This window comes from Prauserella oleivorans, assembly GCF_042685745.1.
In the GTDB taxonomy this organism is placed as follows: domain Bacteria; phylum Actinomycetota; class Actinomycetes; order Mycobacteriales; family Pseudonocardiaceae; genus Prauserella_A; species Prauserella_A oleivorans.
Genome location: NZ_JBHUNT010000001.1, coordinates 142,159 through 157,806, shown reverse-complemented (window position 1 = coordinate 157,806; position 15,648 = coordinate 142,159). Strand labels below are relative to the sequence as shown.

At 69.1% G+C, this 15,648-nt stretch carries 17 protein-coding genes; 13 read left to right on the top strand and 4 right to left on the bottom strand.

Going from position 1 to position 15,648, the window contains the following annotated elements; translation table 11 throughout:
* Positions 1–86 precede the first annotated feature (86 nt).
* From secY to truA, 12 genes are all read left to right on the top strand, one after another.
* Positions 87–1,394, top strand: coding sequence for a preprotein translocase subunit SecY (gene secY, locus ACFSZT_RS00700; protein ID WP_377387815.1), 1,308 nt, complete (start codon positions 87–89; stop codon positions 1,392–1,394).
* Entirely contained in the window at positions 1,391–1,945 is a 555-nt protein-coding gene (locus ACFSZT_RS00695; protein WP_377387133.1) for an adenylate kinase, read from the top strand. Before secY ends, ACFSZT_RS00695 begins: the two co-directional genes overlap by 4 nt.
* Positions 1,942–2,775 carry a type I methionyl aminopeptidase gene (gene map, locus ACFSZT_RS00690; protein WP_377387130.1) on the top strand — a complete coding sequence of 278 codons (834 nt, stop codon included), beginning with the start codon at positions 1,942–1,944 and terminating at the stop codon, positions 2,773–2,775. The genes ACFSZT_RS00695 and map overlap by 4 nt, the downstream gene beginning before the upstream one ends.
* 264 nt (positions 2,776–3,039) lie before the next feature.
* Entirely contained in the window at positions 3,040–3,261 is a 222-nt protein-coding gene (gene infA / locus ACFSZT_RS00685) for a translation initiation factor IF-1 (protein ID WP_005443304.1), read from the top strand.
* 81 nt (positions 3,262–3,342) lie between these two features.
* Entirely contained in the window at positions 3,343–3,456 is a 114-nt protein-coding gene (gene rpmJ, locus ACFSZT_RS00680; protein WP_005453284.1) for a 50S ribosomal protein L36, read from the top strand.
* Between the two features lie 197 nt (positions 3,457–3,653).
* Positions 3,654–4,034 (top strand): 30S ribosomal protein S13, encoded by a 381-nt coding sequence (gene rpsM, locus ACFSZT_RS00675; RefSeq protein ID WP_377387126.1) that lies wholly within the window; start codon positions 3,654–3,656, stop codon positions 4,032–4,034.
* Complete coding sequence (locus ACFSZT_RS00670; RefSeq protein ID WP_377387123.1) at positions 4,031–4,210, top strand: hypothetical protein; 180 nt, start codon at positions 4,031–4,033, stop codon at positions 4,208–4,210. Before rpsM ends, ACFSZT_RS00670 begins: the two co-directional genes overlap by 4 nt.
* Before the next feature lie 18 nt (positions 4,211–4,228).
* On the top strand, positions 4,229–4,630 hold the full coding sequence (gene rpsK, locus ACFSZT_RS00665) for a 30S ribosomal protein S11 (RefSeq protein ID WP_110334840.1): 402 nt from the start codon (positions 4,229–4,231) through the stop codon (positions 4,628–4,630).
* Between the two features lie 23 nt (positions 4,631–4,653).
* A complete protein-coding gene (gene rpsD / locus ACFSZT_RS00660) occupies positions 4,654–5,259 on the top strand; it encodes a 30S ribosomal protein S4 (protein ID WP_377387119.1) in 606 nt (201 codons plus the stop codon).
* A 115-nt stretch (positions 5,260–5,374) separates the two neighbouring features.
* Complete coding sequence (locus tag ACFSZT_RS00655) at positions 5,375–6,439, top strand: DNA-directed RNA polymerase subunit alpha (protein WP_377387116.1); 1,065 nt, start codon at positions 5,375–5,377, stop codon at positions 6,437–6,439.
* 89 nt (positions 6,440–6,528) lie between these two features.
* On the top strand, positions 6,529–7,116 hold the full coding sequence (rplQ, locus tag ACFSZT_RS00650; RefSeq protein ID WP_377387113.1) for a 50S ribosomal protein L17: 588 nt from the start codon (positions 6,529–6,531) through the stop codon (positions 7,114–7,116).
* Positions 7,117–7,127: 11 nt separating this feature from the next.
* Positions 7,128–8,030, top strand: coding sequence for a tRNA pseudouridine(38-40) synthase TruA (truA, locus tag ACFSZT_RS00645; RefSeq protein ID WP_377387813.1), 903 nt, complete (start codon positions 7,128–7,130; stop codon positions 8,028–8,030).
* Positions 8,031–8,087: 57 nt separating this feature from the next.
* Here truA and ACFSZT_RS00640 read toward each other — a convergent pair whose 3' ends face one another.
* Both ACFSZT_RS00640 and eccE read right to left on the bottom strand, forming a co-directional pair.
* A complete protein-coding gene (locus tag ACFSZT_RS00640; protein ID WP_377387110.1) occupies positions 8,088–8,810 on the bottom strand; it encodes a hypothetical protein in 723 nt (240 codons plus the stop codon).
* A 43-nt stretch (positions 8,811–8,853) separates the two neighbouring features.
* Complete coding sequence (eccE, locus tag ACFSZT_RS00635) at positions 8,854–10,035, bottom strand: type VII secretion protein EccE (protein ID WP_449301424.1); 1,182 nt, start codon at positions 10,033–10,035, stop codon at positions 8,854–8,856.
* Between the two features lie 423 nt (positions 10,036–10,458).
* Between eccE and eccB the strand changes: the two genes are divergently transcribed.
* On the top strand, positions 10,459–12,081 hold the full coding sequence (gene eccB / locus ACFSZT_RS00630) for a type VII secretion protein EccB (protein ID WP_377387104.1): 1,623 nt from the start codon (positions 10,459–10,461) through the stop codon (positions 12,079–12,081).
* Between the two features lie 291 nt (positions 12,082–12,372).
* Here eccB and ACFSZT_RS00625 read toward each other — a convergent pair whose 3' ends face one another.
* Together ACFSZT_RS00625 and eccD are read right to left on the bottom strand one after the other, a co-directional pair.
* Positions 12,373–13,989: a type VII secretion-associated serine protease mycosin gene (locus tag ACFSZT_RS00625; RefSeq protein ID WP_377387101.1), complete on the bottom strand. Its 1,617-nt coding sequence runs from the start codon at positions 13,987–13,989 to the stop codon at positions 12,373–12,375.
* Positions 13,990–14,027: 38 nt separating this feature from the next.
* Positions 14,028–15,422 carry a type VII secretion integral membrane protein EccD gene (gene eccD / locus ACFSZT_RS00620; RefSeq protein ID WP_377387098.1) on the bottom strand — a complete coding sequence of 465 codons (1,395 nt, stop codon included), beginning with the start codon at positions 15,420–15,422 and terminating at the stop codon, positions 14,028–14,030.
* Positions 15,423–15,648: the final 226 nt, after the last annotated feature.

The following is a 15,648-nucleotide window of genomic DNA, read 5'->3' as shown; positions in this document are numbered from 1 at the left end:
GCCAGGGAAAGAGTGTCCTGCCGGTCTGCGTGCCGGCCAAGCCGATCGTCGGGAAACCGCCCGACGACGCCGAGGAGGTCCCCCGCGTGCTCAGCGCCTTCCGCTCGGCTCTCGCGACGCCGGACCTGCGCAAGAAGATCCTGTTCACGCTGATGATCGTGGCCGTCTACCGGATCGGTGCGGTCATCCCAGCGCCCGGGGTGTCCTACCCCAACGTTCAGGCCTGTCAGGCGCAAGTCGAGAACCAGAACATCTTCTCGCTGCTGAACCTCTTCAGCGGTGGTGCGCTCCTGCAGCTCTCGATCTTCGCGACGGGCATCATGCCCTACATCACGGCGAGCATCATCGTGCAGCTGCTCACCGTGGTCATCCCTCGGTTCGAGGAGCTCAAGAAGGAAGGGCAGGCCGGACAGGGCAAGCTGACGCAGTACACGCGTTACCTGACCATCGCGCTGGCGATCCTGCAGGCGACCGGTGTCATCGCCCTCGCCGAGCGCGGCGGCATGTTCGGCAACTGCCCCCACCCGGTCATCCCGGACGACAGCATCCTCACCATGTCGCTCACCGTCCTCACGATGACGGCGGGCACGGCCGTGATGATGTGGCTCGGTGAGCTCATCACCGAGCGCGGCGTCGGTAACGGCATGTCGCTGCTGATCTTCCTGAACATCGCGGCGCAGATCCCGGCTGAGGGCGCGAACATCCTGAGCAATCAGGGCGGGTTGGTCTTCTTCTTCGTCTGCATCCTCGCGCTGGCGATCATCTCGAGCGTCATCTTCGTCGAGCAGGGCCAGCGCCGGATCCCGGTGCAGTACGCGAAGCGCATGGTCGGCCGCCGGATGTACGGCGGGACCTCGACCTACCTGCCGATCAAGGTGAACCAGGCCGGTGTCATCCCGGTCATCTTCGCGTCCTCGCTGCTCTATCTGCCGGACCTGCTGAGCAACCTCATCGGCGACCCGAACCAGGCGTCGGGCTGGCAGCGGTTCGTGCAGACGTACCTGGTCAACCAGTCCAGCTGGATGCACATTCTGCTGTACTTCGCGTTGATCATCTTCTTCACGTACTTCTACATCACGATCACCTTCAACGTGGACGAGCGCGCTGAGGAGATGAAGAAGTTCGGTGGCTTCATCCCGGGTATCCGGCCCGGGAGGCCGACCGCCGAGTACCTCAGCTTCGTACTCGGGCGGATCACGCTGCCGGGCTCGATCTACCTCGGCATCGTGGCGATCCTGCCGAACTTCTTCCTGTCCCTCACCGGGGAAGGCCAGAACCAGAACTTCCCGTTCGGTGGTACAGCTGTGCTGATCATGGTGGGTGTCGGCCTCGACACCGTGAAGCAGATCGAAAGCCAGCTCATGCAGCGCAACTATGAAGGGTTCCTCCGATGACGCGTGTGGTTCTTGTCGGTCCTCCCGGGGCAGGTAAGGGCACGCAGGCGGTCGCTCTTTCGGAGCGGCTGCGCGTGCCGCACATCTCGACCGGTGATCTGTTCCGTGCCCATGTCGGCAAGCAGACACCGCTGGGCCAGGAGGCGAAGCGGTACCTCGACTCCGGCGAGCTGGTGCCTGACTCGGTGACCAACGAGATGGTCCGCGAGCGACTGGCGGAACCCGACGCGAAGACGGGCTTCCTGCTCGACGGCTTCCCCCGCAACACCAAGCAGGCCGACGTCCTCGGTGAGATCCTCGCCGAGAACGACACGTCCCTGGACGCCGTGATCGAGCTGAAGGTGCCGGAGGACGTGCTGGTCGAGCGGCTGCTGGCCCGCGGCCGCTCGGACGACACCGAAGAGGTCATCCGTCGCAGGCAGCAGGTGTACCGCTCGGAGACGGCGCCGCTGCTGGAGTACTACGCGGACATCCTCGTGACCGTGGACGGCGTCGGCGAGATCGACGAGATCTCCACCCGGGTGCTGGACGCCCTCGGCAAGAACTCGTGAACCTGCTCGGCCTGAACCTACCGCGGTGGCTTCGCCGGGGTAACTCGATCGAGGTCAAGACCCGCGGTGAGCTGGACGCCATGCGCCAGGCCGGCCTCGTGGTGGCGCGGACGCTCGCGCTCGTCACGGAGGCCGCGAAGCCGGGTGTGAGCACCGCCGAGCTGGACGCGCTGGCCGAGCAGACCATCCGCGATGCGGGTGCGGTGCCTTCGTTCAAGGGCTACCACGGCTTCCCGGCCTCGATCTGTGCATCGGTGAACGAGCAGGTCGTACACGGCATCCCGGCCGAGTCGCAGCGTCTGGCCGAGGGTGACCTGTTGTCCGTGGACTGCGGCGCGATCCTCGACGGCTGGCACGGTGACTCTGCCGTCACCATCGCTGTCGGTGATGTGTCGGACGCGGACCGCAAGCTCTCGGCGGCTACCGAGTCGGCGATGTGGGCGGGGATCCAGGCGGTGGTGGCCGGAGCGCGGCTGACCGACATCTCCCACGCCGTCGAGACCGAGGCGCTCCGGGTGAGCGAGGCGGACGGCGTCGACTACGGCATGGTGGCGGAGTATGGCGGCCACGGCATCGGCCGCGAGATGCACATGGACCCCTTCCTGCCCAACGTCGGCAAGCCCGGCAAGGGCCCGCTCCTGCGGCCCGGGGTGACGCTGGCCGTCGAGCCGATGCTTACCGGCGGGTCCGGTGACACCGTGGAGCTGGAGGACGGCTGGACGGTCATCACCGCCGACGGCTCCCGCGCAGCGCATTGGGAGCACACCGTCGCGGTGACCGACGAAGGCCCGTGGGTCCTCACCGCTCCCGAAGACGCCCCGCGCGCCTGACGCCCGCGCGACCAGTGCGTTCGGAGGCGCCGGCCCGTTTCGGCGGCGGAGTTATCATGGACGATGGCGACGAGTGACGTCGCGCATTTACCACAGGTGGCCCCGGTTTGGGGCCCATGACACGGGGTGCGTACACTGTCTAGCTGGCGTGCCCATCACGTCGATTCCATCGCGCTTGAAATCCTGGGCATTGGAGTCGGGGTGGCGTGCGTGCCACCGAGAGGTAAGCAGCCAGCGCTCAACCAATCACGAAACGCGGAGGATATGGCGAAGAAAGACGGGGCCATCGAGGTCGAAGGCCGCGTGATCGAGCCGCTCCCCAACGCGATGTTCCGCGTCGAGTTGGAGAACGGCCACAAGGTCCTGGCCCACATCAGCGGCAAGATGCGGCAGCACTACATCCGCATTCTGCCGGAGGACAGGGTTGTCGTGGAGCTTTCGCCCTACGACTTGTCCCGTGGTCGCATCGTCTACCGCTACAAGTGATCACGGTGGGCGTGGCGGATGCTGACCGCCTCCACCCGGGGGCATGCCAGTAATTCGACACGAGCTCAGAAAGCAGGAGACGTGAAGGTCAAGCCGAGCGTCAAGAGGATCTGCGACAAGTGCCAGGTCGTCCGTCGTCACGGCCGGATCATGGTGATCTGCGACAACCTGCGGCACAAGCAGCGGCAGGGCTGATCGCGAGCACTCGTCCAGAGTGACTTGACAACCCATCCTCCCCGCACCTGCCAGGCCGCCACGGCGGCCCGGTTCACCCCCGGACTCCAGGCCGGGGCCGGGACACCACCCGCGAGAGCGAGTGGACGACGGCGAGTCGTCCCGGGACGGACGGGGAGCAGACCTGGAGACCGAGAACAAGAGGAGCACACACGCCAATGGCACGACTCGCTGGCGTCGATCTTCCCCGCGAGAAGCGGTTGGAGATCGCGCTGACCTACATCTACGGCATCGGCCGTACCCGCTCCAAGGAGCTCATCGCCGCCACGGAGCTGAACGCGGACACCCGCGTGAAGGACCTCAGCGACGACGACCTGGTGAAGCTGCGGGACTACATCGAAGAGCATTTCAAGGTCGAGGGTGACCTCCGCCGCGAGGTGAACGCCGACATCCGTCGCAAGATCGAGATCGGGTGTTACGAGGGTCTGCGGTGGCGTCGTGGTCTGCCCGTCCGCGGGCAGCGCACCAAGACCAACGCCCGTACCCGCAAGGGCCCGAAGAAGACGGTCGCCGGCAAGAAGAAGGCGGGCAAGAAGTGAGCGTACGAGGCAAGCGGGTTCTGCGCGCGAGCGTGTCGCGGCGCAACACCGCCGCCTCGCCCAAGGCTCTCTATGCCCGTCCGATGGCGCTGCGCCAGCTCTACACCGACGCCGGGACGCTCATCCGGCGCGGGCAGTTCGAGGCCGCGGCAGCCCACCAGAAGAACTCGCGTTAACGAGGAGATCACCCAGACATGCCACCCAAGGCTCGTACTGGCGCCAAGAAGGTCAGGCGCAAGGAAAAGAAAAACGTCGCTCACGGGCACGCCCACATCAAGAGCACGTTCAACAACACGATCATTTCGATCACCGACCCCAACGGTGCGGTGATCTCGTGGGCGTCCTCCGGTCACGTCGGCTTCAAGGGCTCGCGCAAGTCGACCCCGTTCGCCGCGCAGATGGCTGCCGAGAACGCCGCCCGCAAGGCCGCCGAGCACGGCATGAAGAAGGTCGACGTGTTCGTGAAGGGTCCGGGCTCCGGCCGGGAGACCGCGATCCGTTCGCTGCAGGCCGCCGGCCTCGAGGTCGGCACCATCCAGGACGTGACCCCGCAGCCTCACAACGGCTGCCGCCCGCCCAAGCGGCGCCGGGTCTGAGGAACGGGGAGGAGTAAGAACTCATGGCTCGTTACACCGGCCCCGCGACGCGCATCTCGCGTCGCCTGAAGGTTGACCTGATCGGCGGCGACCAGGCTTTCGAGCGTCGCCCCTACCCGCCCGGCCAGCACGGCCGCGGCCGGATCAAGGAGAGCGAGTACCTGCTTCAGCTGCAGGAGAAGCAGAAGGCTCGCCACACGTACGGCATCCTGGAGCGCCAGTTCAAGCGCTACTACGAGGAGGCGGCCCGGCGTCCCGGCAAGACGGGCGAGAACCTGCTGCAGATTCTCGAGTCGCGGCTCGACAACGTCGTGTACCGCGCCGGTCTGGCCCGTACGCGGCGGCAGGCTCGCCAGCTGGTCAGCCACGGCCACTTCGTGGTCAACGGCCAGAAGGTGAACATCCCGAGCTTCCGGGTGTCCAAGTTCGACATCATCGACGTGCGGCCGAAGTCGCTGCAGATGCTGCCGTTCGTGGCCGCCAAGGAGGCGTTGGGCGAGCGTCCGGTTCCGGCCTGGCTGCAGGTCGTTCCGTCGAACCTGCGCATTCTCGTGCACCAGCTGCCCGAGCGCGCGCAGATCGAGGTTCCTGTCCAGGAACAGCTGATTGTCGAGTACTACTCGAAGTGATCCCGCCCTGGCTTCGGCCTGGACGTGATCCGGCGGCGGCGCGACCTGCGCGCCGTCGCTACGCCACACCTTTCGGCGTCATATGGCGGGCGCCGGCAGGAAAGGAAGAAGGAAAGTGCTGATTTCCCAGCGGCCGACTCTCGGCGAAGAGACGGTCAACGAGACCCGCTCCCGGTTCACCATCGAGCCGCTCGAGCCGGGCTTCGGCTACACGCTCGGCAACTCGCTGCGGCGTACGCTGCTGTCGTCGATCCCGGGTGCTGCTGTCACGAGCATCCGCATCGACGGCGTCCTGCACGAGTTCACCACCGTTCCCGGGGTGAAGGAGGATGTCACCGAGATCATCCTGAACCTCAAGGAGCTCGTGGTGTCCTCGGAGGAGGACGAGCCGGTCACCATGTACCTGCGCAAGCAGGGCCCTGGTGAGGTCACCGCGGCCGACATCGTGCCGCCCGCTGGCGTCACGGTGCACAACCCGGACCTGCACATCGCGTCGCTGAACGGCAAGGGCAAGCTCGAGATCGAGCTCGTCGTCGAGCGCGGCCGCGGTTACGTGCCGGCGCTGCAGAACAAGCAGGCGGGTGCCGAGATCGGCCGTATCCCGGTCGACTCGATCTACTCGCCGGTGCTGAAGGTGACCTACAAGGTCGAGGCCACCCGTGTCGAGCAGCGGACCGACTTCGACAAGCTGATCCTGGACGTGGAGACCAAGCCGTCGATCACGCCGCGGGACGCCGTCGCGTCGGCCGGTAAGACGCTCGTCGAGCTGTTCGGGCTGGCCCGGGAGCTCAACGTCGACGCCGAGGGCATCGAGATCGGCCCGTCGCCGCAGGAGGCGGACACCATCGCCGCCTACGCGATGCCGATCGAGGACCTGGACCTCACGGTGCGGTCCTACAACTGCCTCAAGCGCGAGGGAATCCACACGGTCGGCGAGCTGGTCTCGCGCAGCGAGGCCGACCTGCTCGACATCCGCAACTTCGGCGCGAAGTCGATCGACGAGGTCAAGATGAAGCTCGTCGGTCTCGGCCTCACGCTCAAGGACAGCCCGCCCGGGTTCGACCCGACGGCCGCTGCGTCCAGCTACGAGGGTGAGAGCTGGGGTGGCGACGTCGCCGGCGGCCTTTCCGACAGTGGCCACGACGATGGCCAGGACTACGCAGAGACGGAGCAGCTGTAAGACCGGACCACGGTGGTCCGCAATGGACAGTGATACTGGACGTTGCGGACCGCCGGTCTTACGGCTGAGAAGCTGAACGAGGAGAACCGATGCCCACCCCCACCAAGGGACCCCGTCTCGGTGGCTCGCCGTCGCACGAACGGCTGATGCTGGCGAACCTGGCCACGTCGCTGTTCGAGCACGGCAGGATCACCACCACCGAGGCCAAGGCCAAGCGTGTTCGGCCGCTCGCCGAGAAGCTGATCAGCAAGGCCAAGCGCGGCGACCTGCACAACCGGCGTCAGATCATGCGGATCATCCGCGACAAGGACGTCGTGCACAAGCTGATGGCCGAGATCGGTCCGTTCTTCGTAGACCGCAACGGCGGCTACGTTCGCATCACCAAGACGCTGCCGCGCAAGGGCGACAACGCTCCGATGGCGGTCCTCGAACTGGTGGCGGAGAAGACGGTGACGGCCGAGGCCGAGGCCGCGCGCAACACGAAGTTCGCCAAGGACGAGCAGGCCACCGAGGAGGCTCCGGCCACCGAGGAGGCCCAGCAGTCCGACGCGAAGGCCGACGACCAGGACGCCGAGGCGCCCGAGTCGGCCACCGCCGAGGCCACGGCCGACCCGGCCGAGGGCGCCGACTCCTCGGAGGAGCCCGCCGAGAAGCCGGACAAGAAGGACGAGTCCTGACGGACGAGCACCTGACGAACGAGCCCGTCGTCCCCACCGGGGAAGGCGGGCTCGTTCGTCTGCGCCTCGACGTCGCCTACGACGGCACCGACTTCTCGGGCTGGGCCCGGCAGCCGGATCGGCGCACCGTGCAGGGTGTGCTCGAGGACGCTCTCGGCAAGCAGCCGCCCGGGGCAGCGGTGGCTCGATCGGTGGTCGTCGCCGGGCGCACCGATGCCGGCGTGCATGCCGAACGCCAGGTGGTGCACGTCGACGTCCGCCCCTACGCCGATGCCACGGCCGCGGGCCGGATCGCCATCGACGCCGACGGCCTGCCCGATCTCGCGCGGATGCGTCACCGCTGGAACCGCATCCTGCCGCCGGACGTGCGCGTGCTGGACGCCCGGGTCGCGCCGGACGGGTTCGACGCCCGCTTCTCGGCCACCCGGCGGCACTACCGCTACCAGGTGTCGGACGCGCCGTGGGGTGTCGCTCCGCTGCGCCGCCGGGACACTCTGGCCTGGGGACGTCCGCTGGACGTCGACGTGCTCAACGAGGCTTCGCAGGCGCTGCTGGGCCTCCATGACTTCGCCGCTTACTGCAAGCAGCGGGAAGGCGCCACGACGATCCGTGAGCTGCAGCGGCTCGGCTGGCGCCGCGTGGGCGAGTACGAGGTGCACGCCGAGGTGTCGGCCGACGCGTTCTGCCACTCGATGGTGCGCAGCCTCGTCGGCGCCCTGCTGCTCGTGGGGGACGGCAGGCGGGACGTGGCATGGCCGCATCGGGTGCTGGACAGCCGTGTTCGGGAGAGCGCCGTTGCGCCCGCGCACGGGCTGACGCTGGTCCGCATCGACTACCCGCCGGACGAGGAGCTCGCGGCGCGCGCGGAGCAGACCCGCAACGTGCGTTCGGCGTTGTTCGACAACGGCGCCTGACAGCGTTCAGCCCGCTCCACGCGGGGTGAAGCGGGCTGAACGCCAGGTCGCGGATCGTCAGTCGCCGCGGCGAACCGGGCCGAGAATCTGCTGTTCCTTCGGGGTGGTGACCAGCCGCAGCGGCCGCCACAGGTTCCGGCCGAGCGCGACGACCTGGTCGTCCTTCAACGTCGTGAGCTGCCGCATCATCTGCGGAGGCAGCCGCCAGATCCGCGCCGCGAGCTCGGCCTGGCCGACGGGCAACCGCTGCATGAGCACCAGGTCCGCCGCGTTGGCCATCGCGCCCGCCTGCGGGTGCAGGTACGGCAGCACGTACACCGTCGTCTGCCACGGTGAGCGCGGCGGGAACAGGTCCTGCGGGGTCGGACCGCCGTCGTGGACGACGAGCAACGGCGCGTCCTCCGAGGGCCTGGGCAGCTCGACGGGAGACAGCCTGCGGATCTGCACCAGCGGCGACGGCTGCCCGTTCGGCTGGGTGCCCGCGGCCTTCGAGATCACGTGCCAGGCCGTGGGACGACCGGTCGCCACCACGACCCACGCGCCGACGGCCATCGCGCGCAGCGCCACCTGCCGCGCGAGGTACAGACCACCGACCAGCACGATCCTGGTCGGCGCCGCGCGGAGCGCGGAAACGGTCAGCGGCTCGCCCTGCAGACCGGATCCCAGCACGATCCCGCCCCGGTCGCCCGATGGGCTGACGGCGTCCAGCAGAGCGGGGTCCACAATGAACTCCGGAGCGACCCCGGCCGACTTCGTGGCGTCGTGCACGCGTGCGCTCATGGCTCGGTTCCTTCCCGCTCCGCTCGAACCCTGGTCGTCCCGCTCATGCGGTGCCTCCCAGCGGGAGGGTCGAGGCGAATCCCTCCGCCTGCTTCCCGCGCAACGGCGTCAACGCGACGCCGACCCGCTCGGAGATGCTGTTGAGCCGCTGGTCGGCGGCGTCGAGCTCGCGGGGGTTGCGGGCACTGACGCGGACGACACCGCGCAGGGCCACCTTGCCCTCCTCCTCGGCAGGCGAGATCGCCATGGCCACCGTGGCCGACAGCGCGCGCACGCTGGTCAGCGCGTTCAGGCTCGACGTGATCTTGCCCTTCGGCCAGCCGGTGATGGCGTAGCTGGCGTGCCCGATGCCCGCGGCGGTGACACCCGTCCAGCGTTCGGTCAGCGCCACCTTGTTGCCGGAGCCGGCGACACCGGTGAGCTCCGCGGCGGAGATGCCCGCCCGCAGCAACTCGTCCGGGTCGAGCGGGCGAGTCGGCACACCGCGCGACTCGAGCGCATTGCGCACGCGCGACAGCGCACCCATCAGGGCCCGGTGGGCACCGACGACGCCGCCACCGCGCTCCCGGATCGCCGTCGGGCAGCGCTTCGGGTCCAGCCGGATCGACACCCATGTCGTGCGCCGCGCCGCGGCCGGCAGCGGGCCCAGTACCTCCATGTAGGAGCTCAGCGCGGGCGAGTCGGTGGGCAGCGCGGCACTACCGGGGTAGCAGTGCCACGTCATCTGGATGGAGTCGAGCACGACACCGCGGTCCTCCAGGCACGGCGCCAACGCCGACAGCGGCAGGCTCGGTGCGCCGCCCGCCTGCGTGATGAGCGCGGGAGCCGGCTCGACGAGCAGCACCGCGGTCCACGTGCCGTCGTGCCAGGCAAGCCCGACGTCCTGGTGTTCGTGGTCCTTGCCGTGCGCGACGACGAGATCCGGCAGCGCGAGCCGCAGCAGGGTCACCCGCGCGTCGTCCGGTCCGATGACGGAACCGTCGTCCTCGGCGATGGACTCGATACTCGTCGGAGCGGGCGGGGTCGCGACCCGCGAATGCGACCGCAACGTGTAGCGCGCCGTCAGTCCAGCCCATTGGGTGAACCACTGGCCGCTCCAACGGAGGAACGCCAGCACCAGCGCCACGGCGACCACGCCGACGCCGACCCACAGCAGCGAGTCGTTGATCGCGAGCAGGATCAGCCCGATCGCCAGTCCGACCTCGATGACGACGAGGTTGACCACCGGCAGTGGGCCGAGGCTCGCGCCGAGTGTGCGCCTCCGCGCGGGCGGTGCCACGCGTGCCGGCGACGGCGGAGGAGTGGCGCCACCGGGACGCGGCTGACCGGGCGGCGGGCCGGGCGGTCCACCAGGTCCGTTAGGGCCACGCGGGTTCCCCGGTCCACCCGGACCACCCGGCCCCCGCGGACGCTGAGGCGGCCCCGGCGGCCCCCCTGCAGGGGGCTGGGACCCAGGCGGGCCCGTCGGACGTGGAGGAGTGGTGACGGACATCCGCTCGTTCTCTTCCCCTCGTTTTCGTGCTGCCTGCGCTGATCGCCCTCCCGGGGAGTCGAACACTATCCGGTGTTGGTAGAAACCAACATCAGACGGTCCCCGCACGGCTATCCTGCGGAACCGTACCGCGACTGGGAGAGCTGTAGGTCGAGAATGCCGTCAACACCGACAACCAAGTCACAGGTCCAGGCGTATCAGTTCGTCCTGCGGCGTATGCAGTCCGCGCTGGTGCGCAAGGACGCGGTGATGCTGCACGACCCGATGCGCACGCATTCGCGGGCGACCATCGTCGGTGCGGTGCTGAGCGCGCTGGCCATGCTCGGCTTCATCATCTTCGGTGTCCTCAAACCGGCTCCGAAAGCGCCGGACCAGGGCATCGTCATCGGTGAGCAGTCCGGCTCGATCTACGTCATCACCGGCAACCCGAAGAAACTCATCCCCACCTTCAACCTCGCGTCGGCGCGCCTGATGCTGATGGCACAACAACAGCAGTCCGCCGAGGGTGGCGCGCAGGCCGCCGCTGGCGGCGTGCAGGTGGCCGAACCACAGGTCGTTCCGGACGAGCAGCTCAAGGACATCCCGCGTGGGCGGCTCCAAGGCATCCCGGACGGTCCGCCGCTGCTGCCGGGCAAGGACCAGATGATCTCGGCGAACTGGGCGGTGTGCGACACGGTCAAGCTCGACGACACGCTCACCGACGAGGTCGCGCGGCAGAAGTCGACCACCGAGACCACCGTGTTCGCGGGAATGGGCGACCTGGGCCGCGAGCTGGGCCAGAACGAGGCGCTGCTCGCCGAGGCGGAGGACGGCAAGACCTACCTCGTCTACCGGCAGAAGAACACGCAGGCGGGACAGGGCAACGCCGTGCGGGCCGAGGTGGACATGGACGACTCGGCAGTGCGGACGGCGCTGCGGCTGCAGCAGGACCAGGTCCGCAAGATCTCGCTGGGTCTGCTCAATGCGATCCCGGCCGTGGGCGAACTGAGCACCCCGGACATCCAGAACCGCGGCGAAACCCCGAGCTCCTACGACATCGAGGCGCTGCCGATCGGGCAGGTGTTCTACACCGAGCGCACCGACGGCCGGACCTACTACGTCGTGCTCGAAAACGGCATCCAGGAAATTCCGGAGGCTGTCGCGGAGATGATCCGGTACGACGACACGGTCGGTGGCAGCGAGATGCCGAGCGTGGCCCCCGACCGGGTGCAGAGCGTGCCGCAGCTGTCCGAGGGGGAGCAGGGCGCCATCCCGGTCAGCCACTACCCGTCGGTGGTGCCGACGGTGGTGGACCAGCAGGTGCGTCCGGTGAGCTGCCTCGGCTGGAGTGTCAAGGGCGAGGGCGCCGAGCGGGACGCCCACACCGCCGTGTACGTCGAGTCGCAGCTGCCCGGCCCGAAGGACGCCCAGGGCAACCCGCAGCTGGTGAACATCGGCTCGCCGAGCCCGGACGGCTGGAAGGTCGACAGCTTCTACATGCGGCCCGGTTACGCCGCCGTGGTGCGCTCGGCCACCACGAAGGAGACCTTCGGCCGGGGCAGCATCCAGCTGATCTCCGACCGCGGCATCCGCTACAGCATCCCGACCGCCGCGACCGCCGAAGGGCTCGGGTTCGCGTTGGGCGACCTGCAGCCCGCGCCCGAGTCGATCATCAAGCTGCTGCCGGTGGGCGCTTCGCTCAACACGCAGGCCGTCATGCGGACGTTCGACAGCGTCCAGGTGGATCCGAACTCCGGCTCGTTCGCCGACGACGGAACACAGGCGACCGCGGGCGAGTAGGTTCGAACGTCGGCTGCGGGGTCACGGACTCGGTCCGTGGCCCCGCAGTTTTCGTTGTGGGTGGGGGTTGTGTGGGCGGTGGTGCGGGTCTCGCGGGGCGGTGGCCGCGTCCTGTGGGGCGGACCGTCCGGGGTTAAAGGCCCGCTGTCCCGGCTACGGGGATGGCAGACACGGTGACGTGGACGGCCGACACGGCTACCCGGGCGGCAGACACGGTGACGTGGGCGGCCGACACGGCTACCTGGGCGGCAGACACGGTGACGTGGGCCGCCGACACGGCGACCGGAGCGGTCAGGCGGTTCGGTTCGACGGGTTGCCGGTGCGCTTGTTGCGCCGGATGGTGTGGACCACGAACAGCGCGATGACCAGTGCCACGATCGCGCCACCGGAGCCGGCGAGCGCCACGATGATCGGCGTCCAGTTTCGGTTGTCGGCGGGCGGCAGGTCGGACGGGAGCACCTCCGCCTGCGCGGGCTGGATGCCTTCCTCCTCGGGCACCATCGCCGTCAGCGCGGCCATCGGGTCGATCACGCCGTAGCCCACGTAGTTGTCCCGACCGCCCGGAGCGGCCGGGTGCTGCGCGGTGCTGGTGATGCGGTTCATCACCTCCCGGGCGTCGAGATCCGGGAACTTCGCGCGCACCAGCGCCGCGAGCCCGGCTACGTAGGGAGCCGCGAAGCTGGTGCCCTCGATCTCCTTGGATTCGCCGTTCTCGATCATGAGGTTCGCGAGCTGGCTGGAGCCCGGAGCCGGGTCGAGCGAGATGATCTTCGTGCCCGGTGCGGCGACGCTGACCCACGGCCCGTTCATGCTGAACGGCGCCACTCCGCCGGTCTCGTCGATGGCGGCCACGGACAGCACGTCCTCGGCGAACCACGGTGGCGTCACGATGGAGTTCGGCCGGTTGGGATCGCGCTGGTTGTTCTGCTGGCAGGCGTCGCTGACGTTGCCCGCCGCCGTCACCACGACGACGTCGCGGTCCACGGCGTACCGCACGGCGGCCTGCAGCCGCTGCTCGCTCTCGGTGATCGAACCCGTGGCGGACCGGCAGTTGTTGATGGAGGCGTTGATGACGTCGGCGCCGGAATCGGTGGCGTGGACGATCGCTTGCGCGAGCGTCGTCAGGGTGCCCGCCGAACCCTCGTCCTCTTGCAGGCGGGCACCGCCGTTCTGCGCGGGCCCGGTGGCCGCGGCGCCTTCGGTACCGCCCTCACCGCCCTGCTCACCAGCGGGTGGCCGGCCCTCACCACCTTCTTCGCCGCCGGGCGGCTGGCCTTCACCGGCCGGCGGTTGCGTGGGCGGGGCGGCCGGGGGCGGCGAATCGTCCTCGGCGTAGTTCTGGCTGGACTGCCGGATGGACAGGATCTGGACGTCCGGCGCCACGCCCTTGAACGCGTGGTCCTCCGGGGTCTGCGCCGCGATGATGCCGGCGACCTCGGTGCCGTGGCCGTCGCAGTCCTCGAGACCGGGGCCCTTGTCGGTGGTCTTGACGTAGTCGGCGAGGCCCTGGACGCGACCACCGAAGAACGGGTGGTTGGTGACGCCGGTGTCGATCACCGCGACCTTCACCGGCTGCCCGTTCGGCTTCTTGCCGATCGCGCCGGTGGTCGAGCGCATCAGCCGGTGCACCTCGTCGAGGCGCAGGAACTGCTGGCCCCACGGTGCGTTCTGCAGCTTCACCTGGTTGTTCAGGTCGCGCTCGACGCAGCCGACCTTTTGGACGTAGTTCTTGTCCGGGCTCGTCCCGCCGGGCGGCAGCATGCCCGGTGACACCGGCGGCGGCGTGGCGTACCCCGTGGTGTCCTCCTGCGCCGCTGCGGGCACGGCGACCACGGACGGCCCGGCCAGGCCGATGGCGGCCGTGAGCAGCAACGCCGACGCACGCTTCCCCGGTCCTGCCGAACGCACGCGTGACCCCCTGGAGTTCATGAACCGGCCGGTCCGCCTCATCCGATGTCGAGGTGGCGCAGCGTGGAGTAGAGGTTCATCACGGCCAGAGCCAGCGGCAGCACCGCGGCGATGCACACCGCCTCGATGATCTCCACGGTGCGCCGCATCGGCGGCGAGAACCGCTGGTTCGGGAACACCACGCCCAGCACCAGTGCGCCGGCCGCCAGCAGGAGGAGCGCGCCGAACACCCAGATCAGCCGGTCGAGCGGTTCCTCGGTCCACAGCCAGCCGATCAGGATGCCCGCCGCCGACACCATGCCGGTGGTGAGCAGGGCGACGGCCTGGCTGCCGTTGGCGTAGGTGCGCGCCCGCAGCAGCAGCACGGCCGTGGCGACCACGGCGGTCAGGATGCCCCAGATACCGGGCGCGGACGCGGTGATCATCGCGGCCACGGCCGTCACCGAGCCGCAGCCGATGAGCAGGCCGGTCATGTAGTTGTGCGCGACGCTGGTTCGCTGCTCGATCGAGGAGTAGTCGGGGTAGCCGGTGTCTTCCTTGAGCTCCTCGGCGGTGCTCGGCACGTGCGGCAGCGGCAGTTTGGCGAGCCAGATGGTGGCCCTCGGCAGCATCGAGATACCGGCGAGCGCGACCGCGGCGGTGCCCGCGGCGATACCGGCGGCGGGGTGGGCGATCAGGGTGGCGACCAGGAACGCGAGCACACCGAACACGCCCGCCGTCGCGGCGGCGATGAACGTCGTGATGCCCGCGCCGATGATGAGGATGCACGCGGCGGCGACCACCACCACGAGCGCGCTGGCCAGCAGCAGGTTCGCCCGAGGCGAGCCGTCGGGCACGATGTGGAACCCGCTGACGAACGCCATCGGCAGCCCGCCGGCCGCGGCGATGAGCACGCCGGTCGACTGGGCTTCGTACGCCGTCGCCAGCGTCGCGCCGACCGCCACGCAGGCGATGGCGGCGACGCCGGCCGTGATGGCGGCCGCGAGACCATTGCCGCCGGTGACCGGACCGCTGAAGAACACGGCCACCGCGGCGAAGAAGAGGGCGAGGCCGCCCGCGATGTGGCCGATCCGCCTGGCGGTCTCCTTGGTCCAGGGGCGGAAGCTGTCAGGCTCGGCTTCGGCGATGGCGTCGACGACGTCGTCGTACAGGGGCGGCGGCGGGTTCTCGTTGCGCTTGCGCAGCTGCAGCAGCTCGCCGTCGACGACGCCGAGCGACGCGAGGGTGCGGCTGGGGTCGAGCGGAGCGTCACCGAGCTTGGCCAATGCCCACCCGCCGTGCCGGGCACCGCCGTCCGGCGAGACCTCCTTGGCCATCTCCAGCAGCATCGGCATGAGGTCCGCGACAGCCACGTCGGCCGGCAGTGCGACGTCGATGCGCGTTCGCGGTGCGACCACCGTGACCCGGCTGAATACGGTCGTGCCCGTTGCCACCTCTTAGCCCCCTGCCTGGAGATATCGCTGCCCGGTACTTATACCGCGCCGGGGACCATACCTGCCGGTTGCCCCGGAGCCGTCCGGCTACGGTTCGCCGAATCGGCCTGCAGCGTCGTCGTGCCGCCCTAGTATTAGCGCACCTGGAGCACACGTGGGGCCGGTTCGGCCGAATGCGCAGAGTCTGGGCGGTCTCGGCCCGCCGGACGTGGCTGTTCGCTACCGT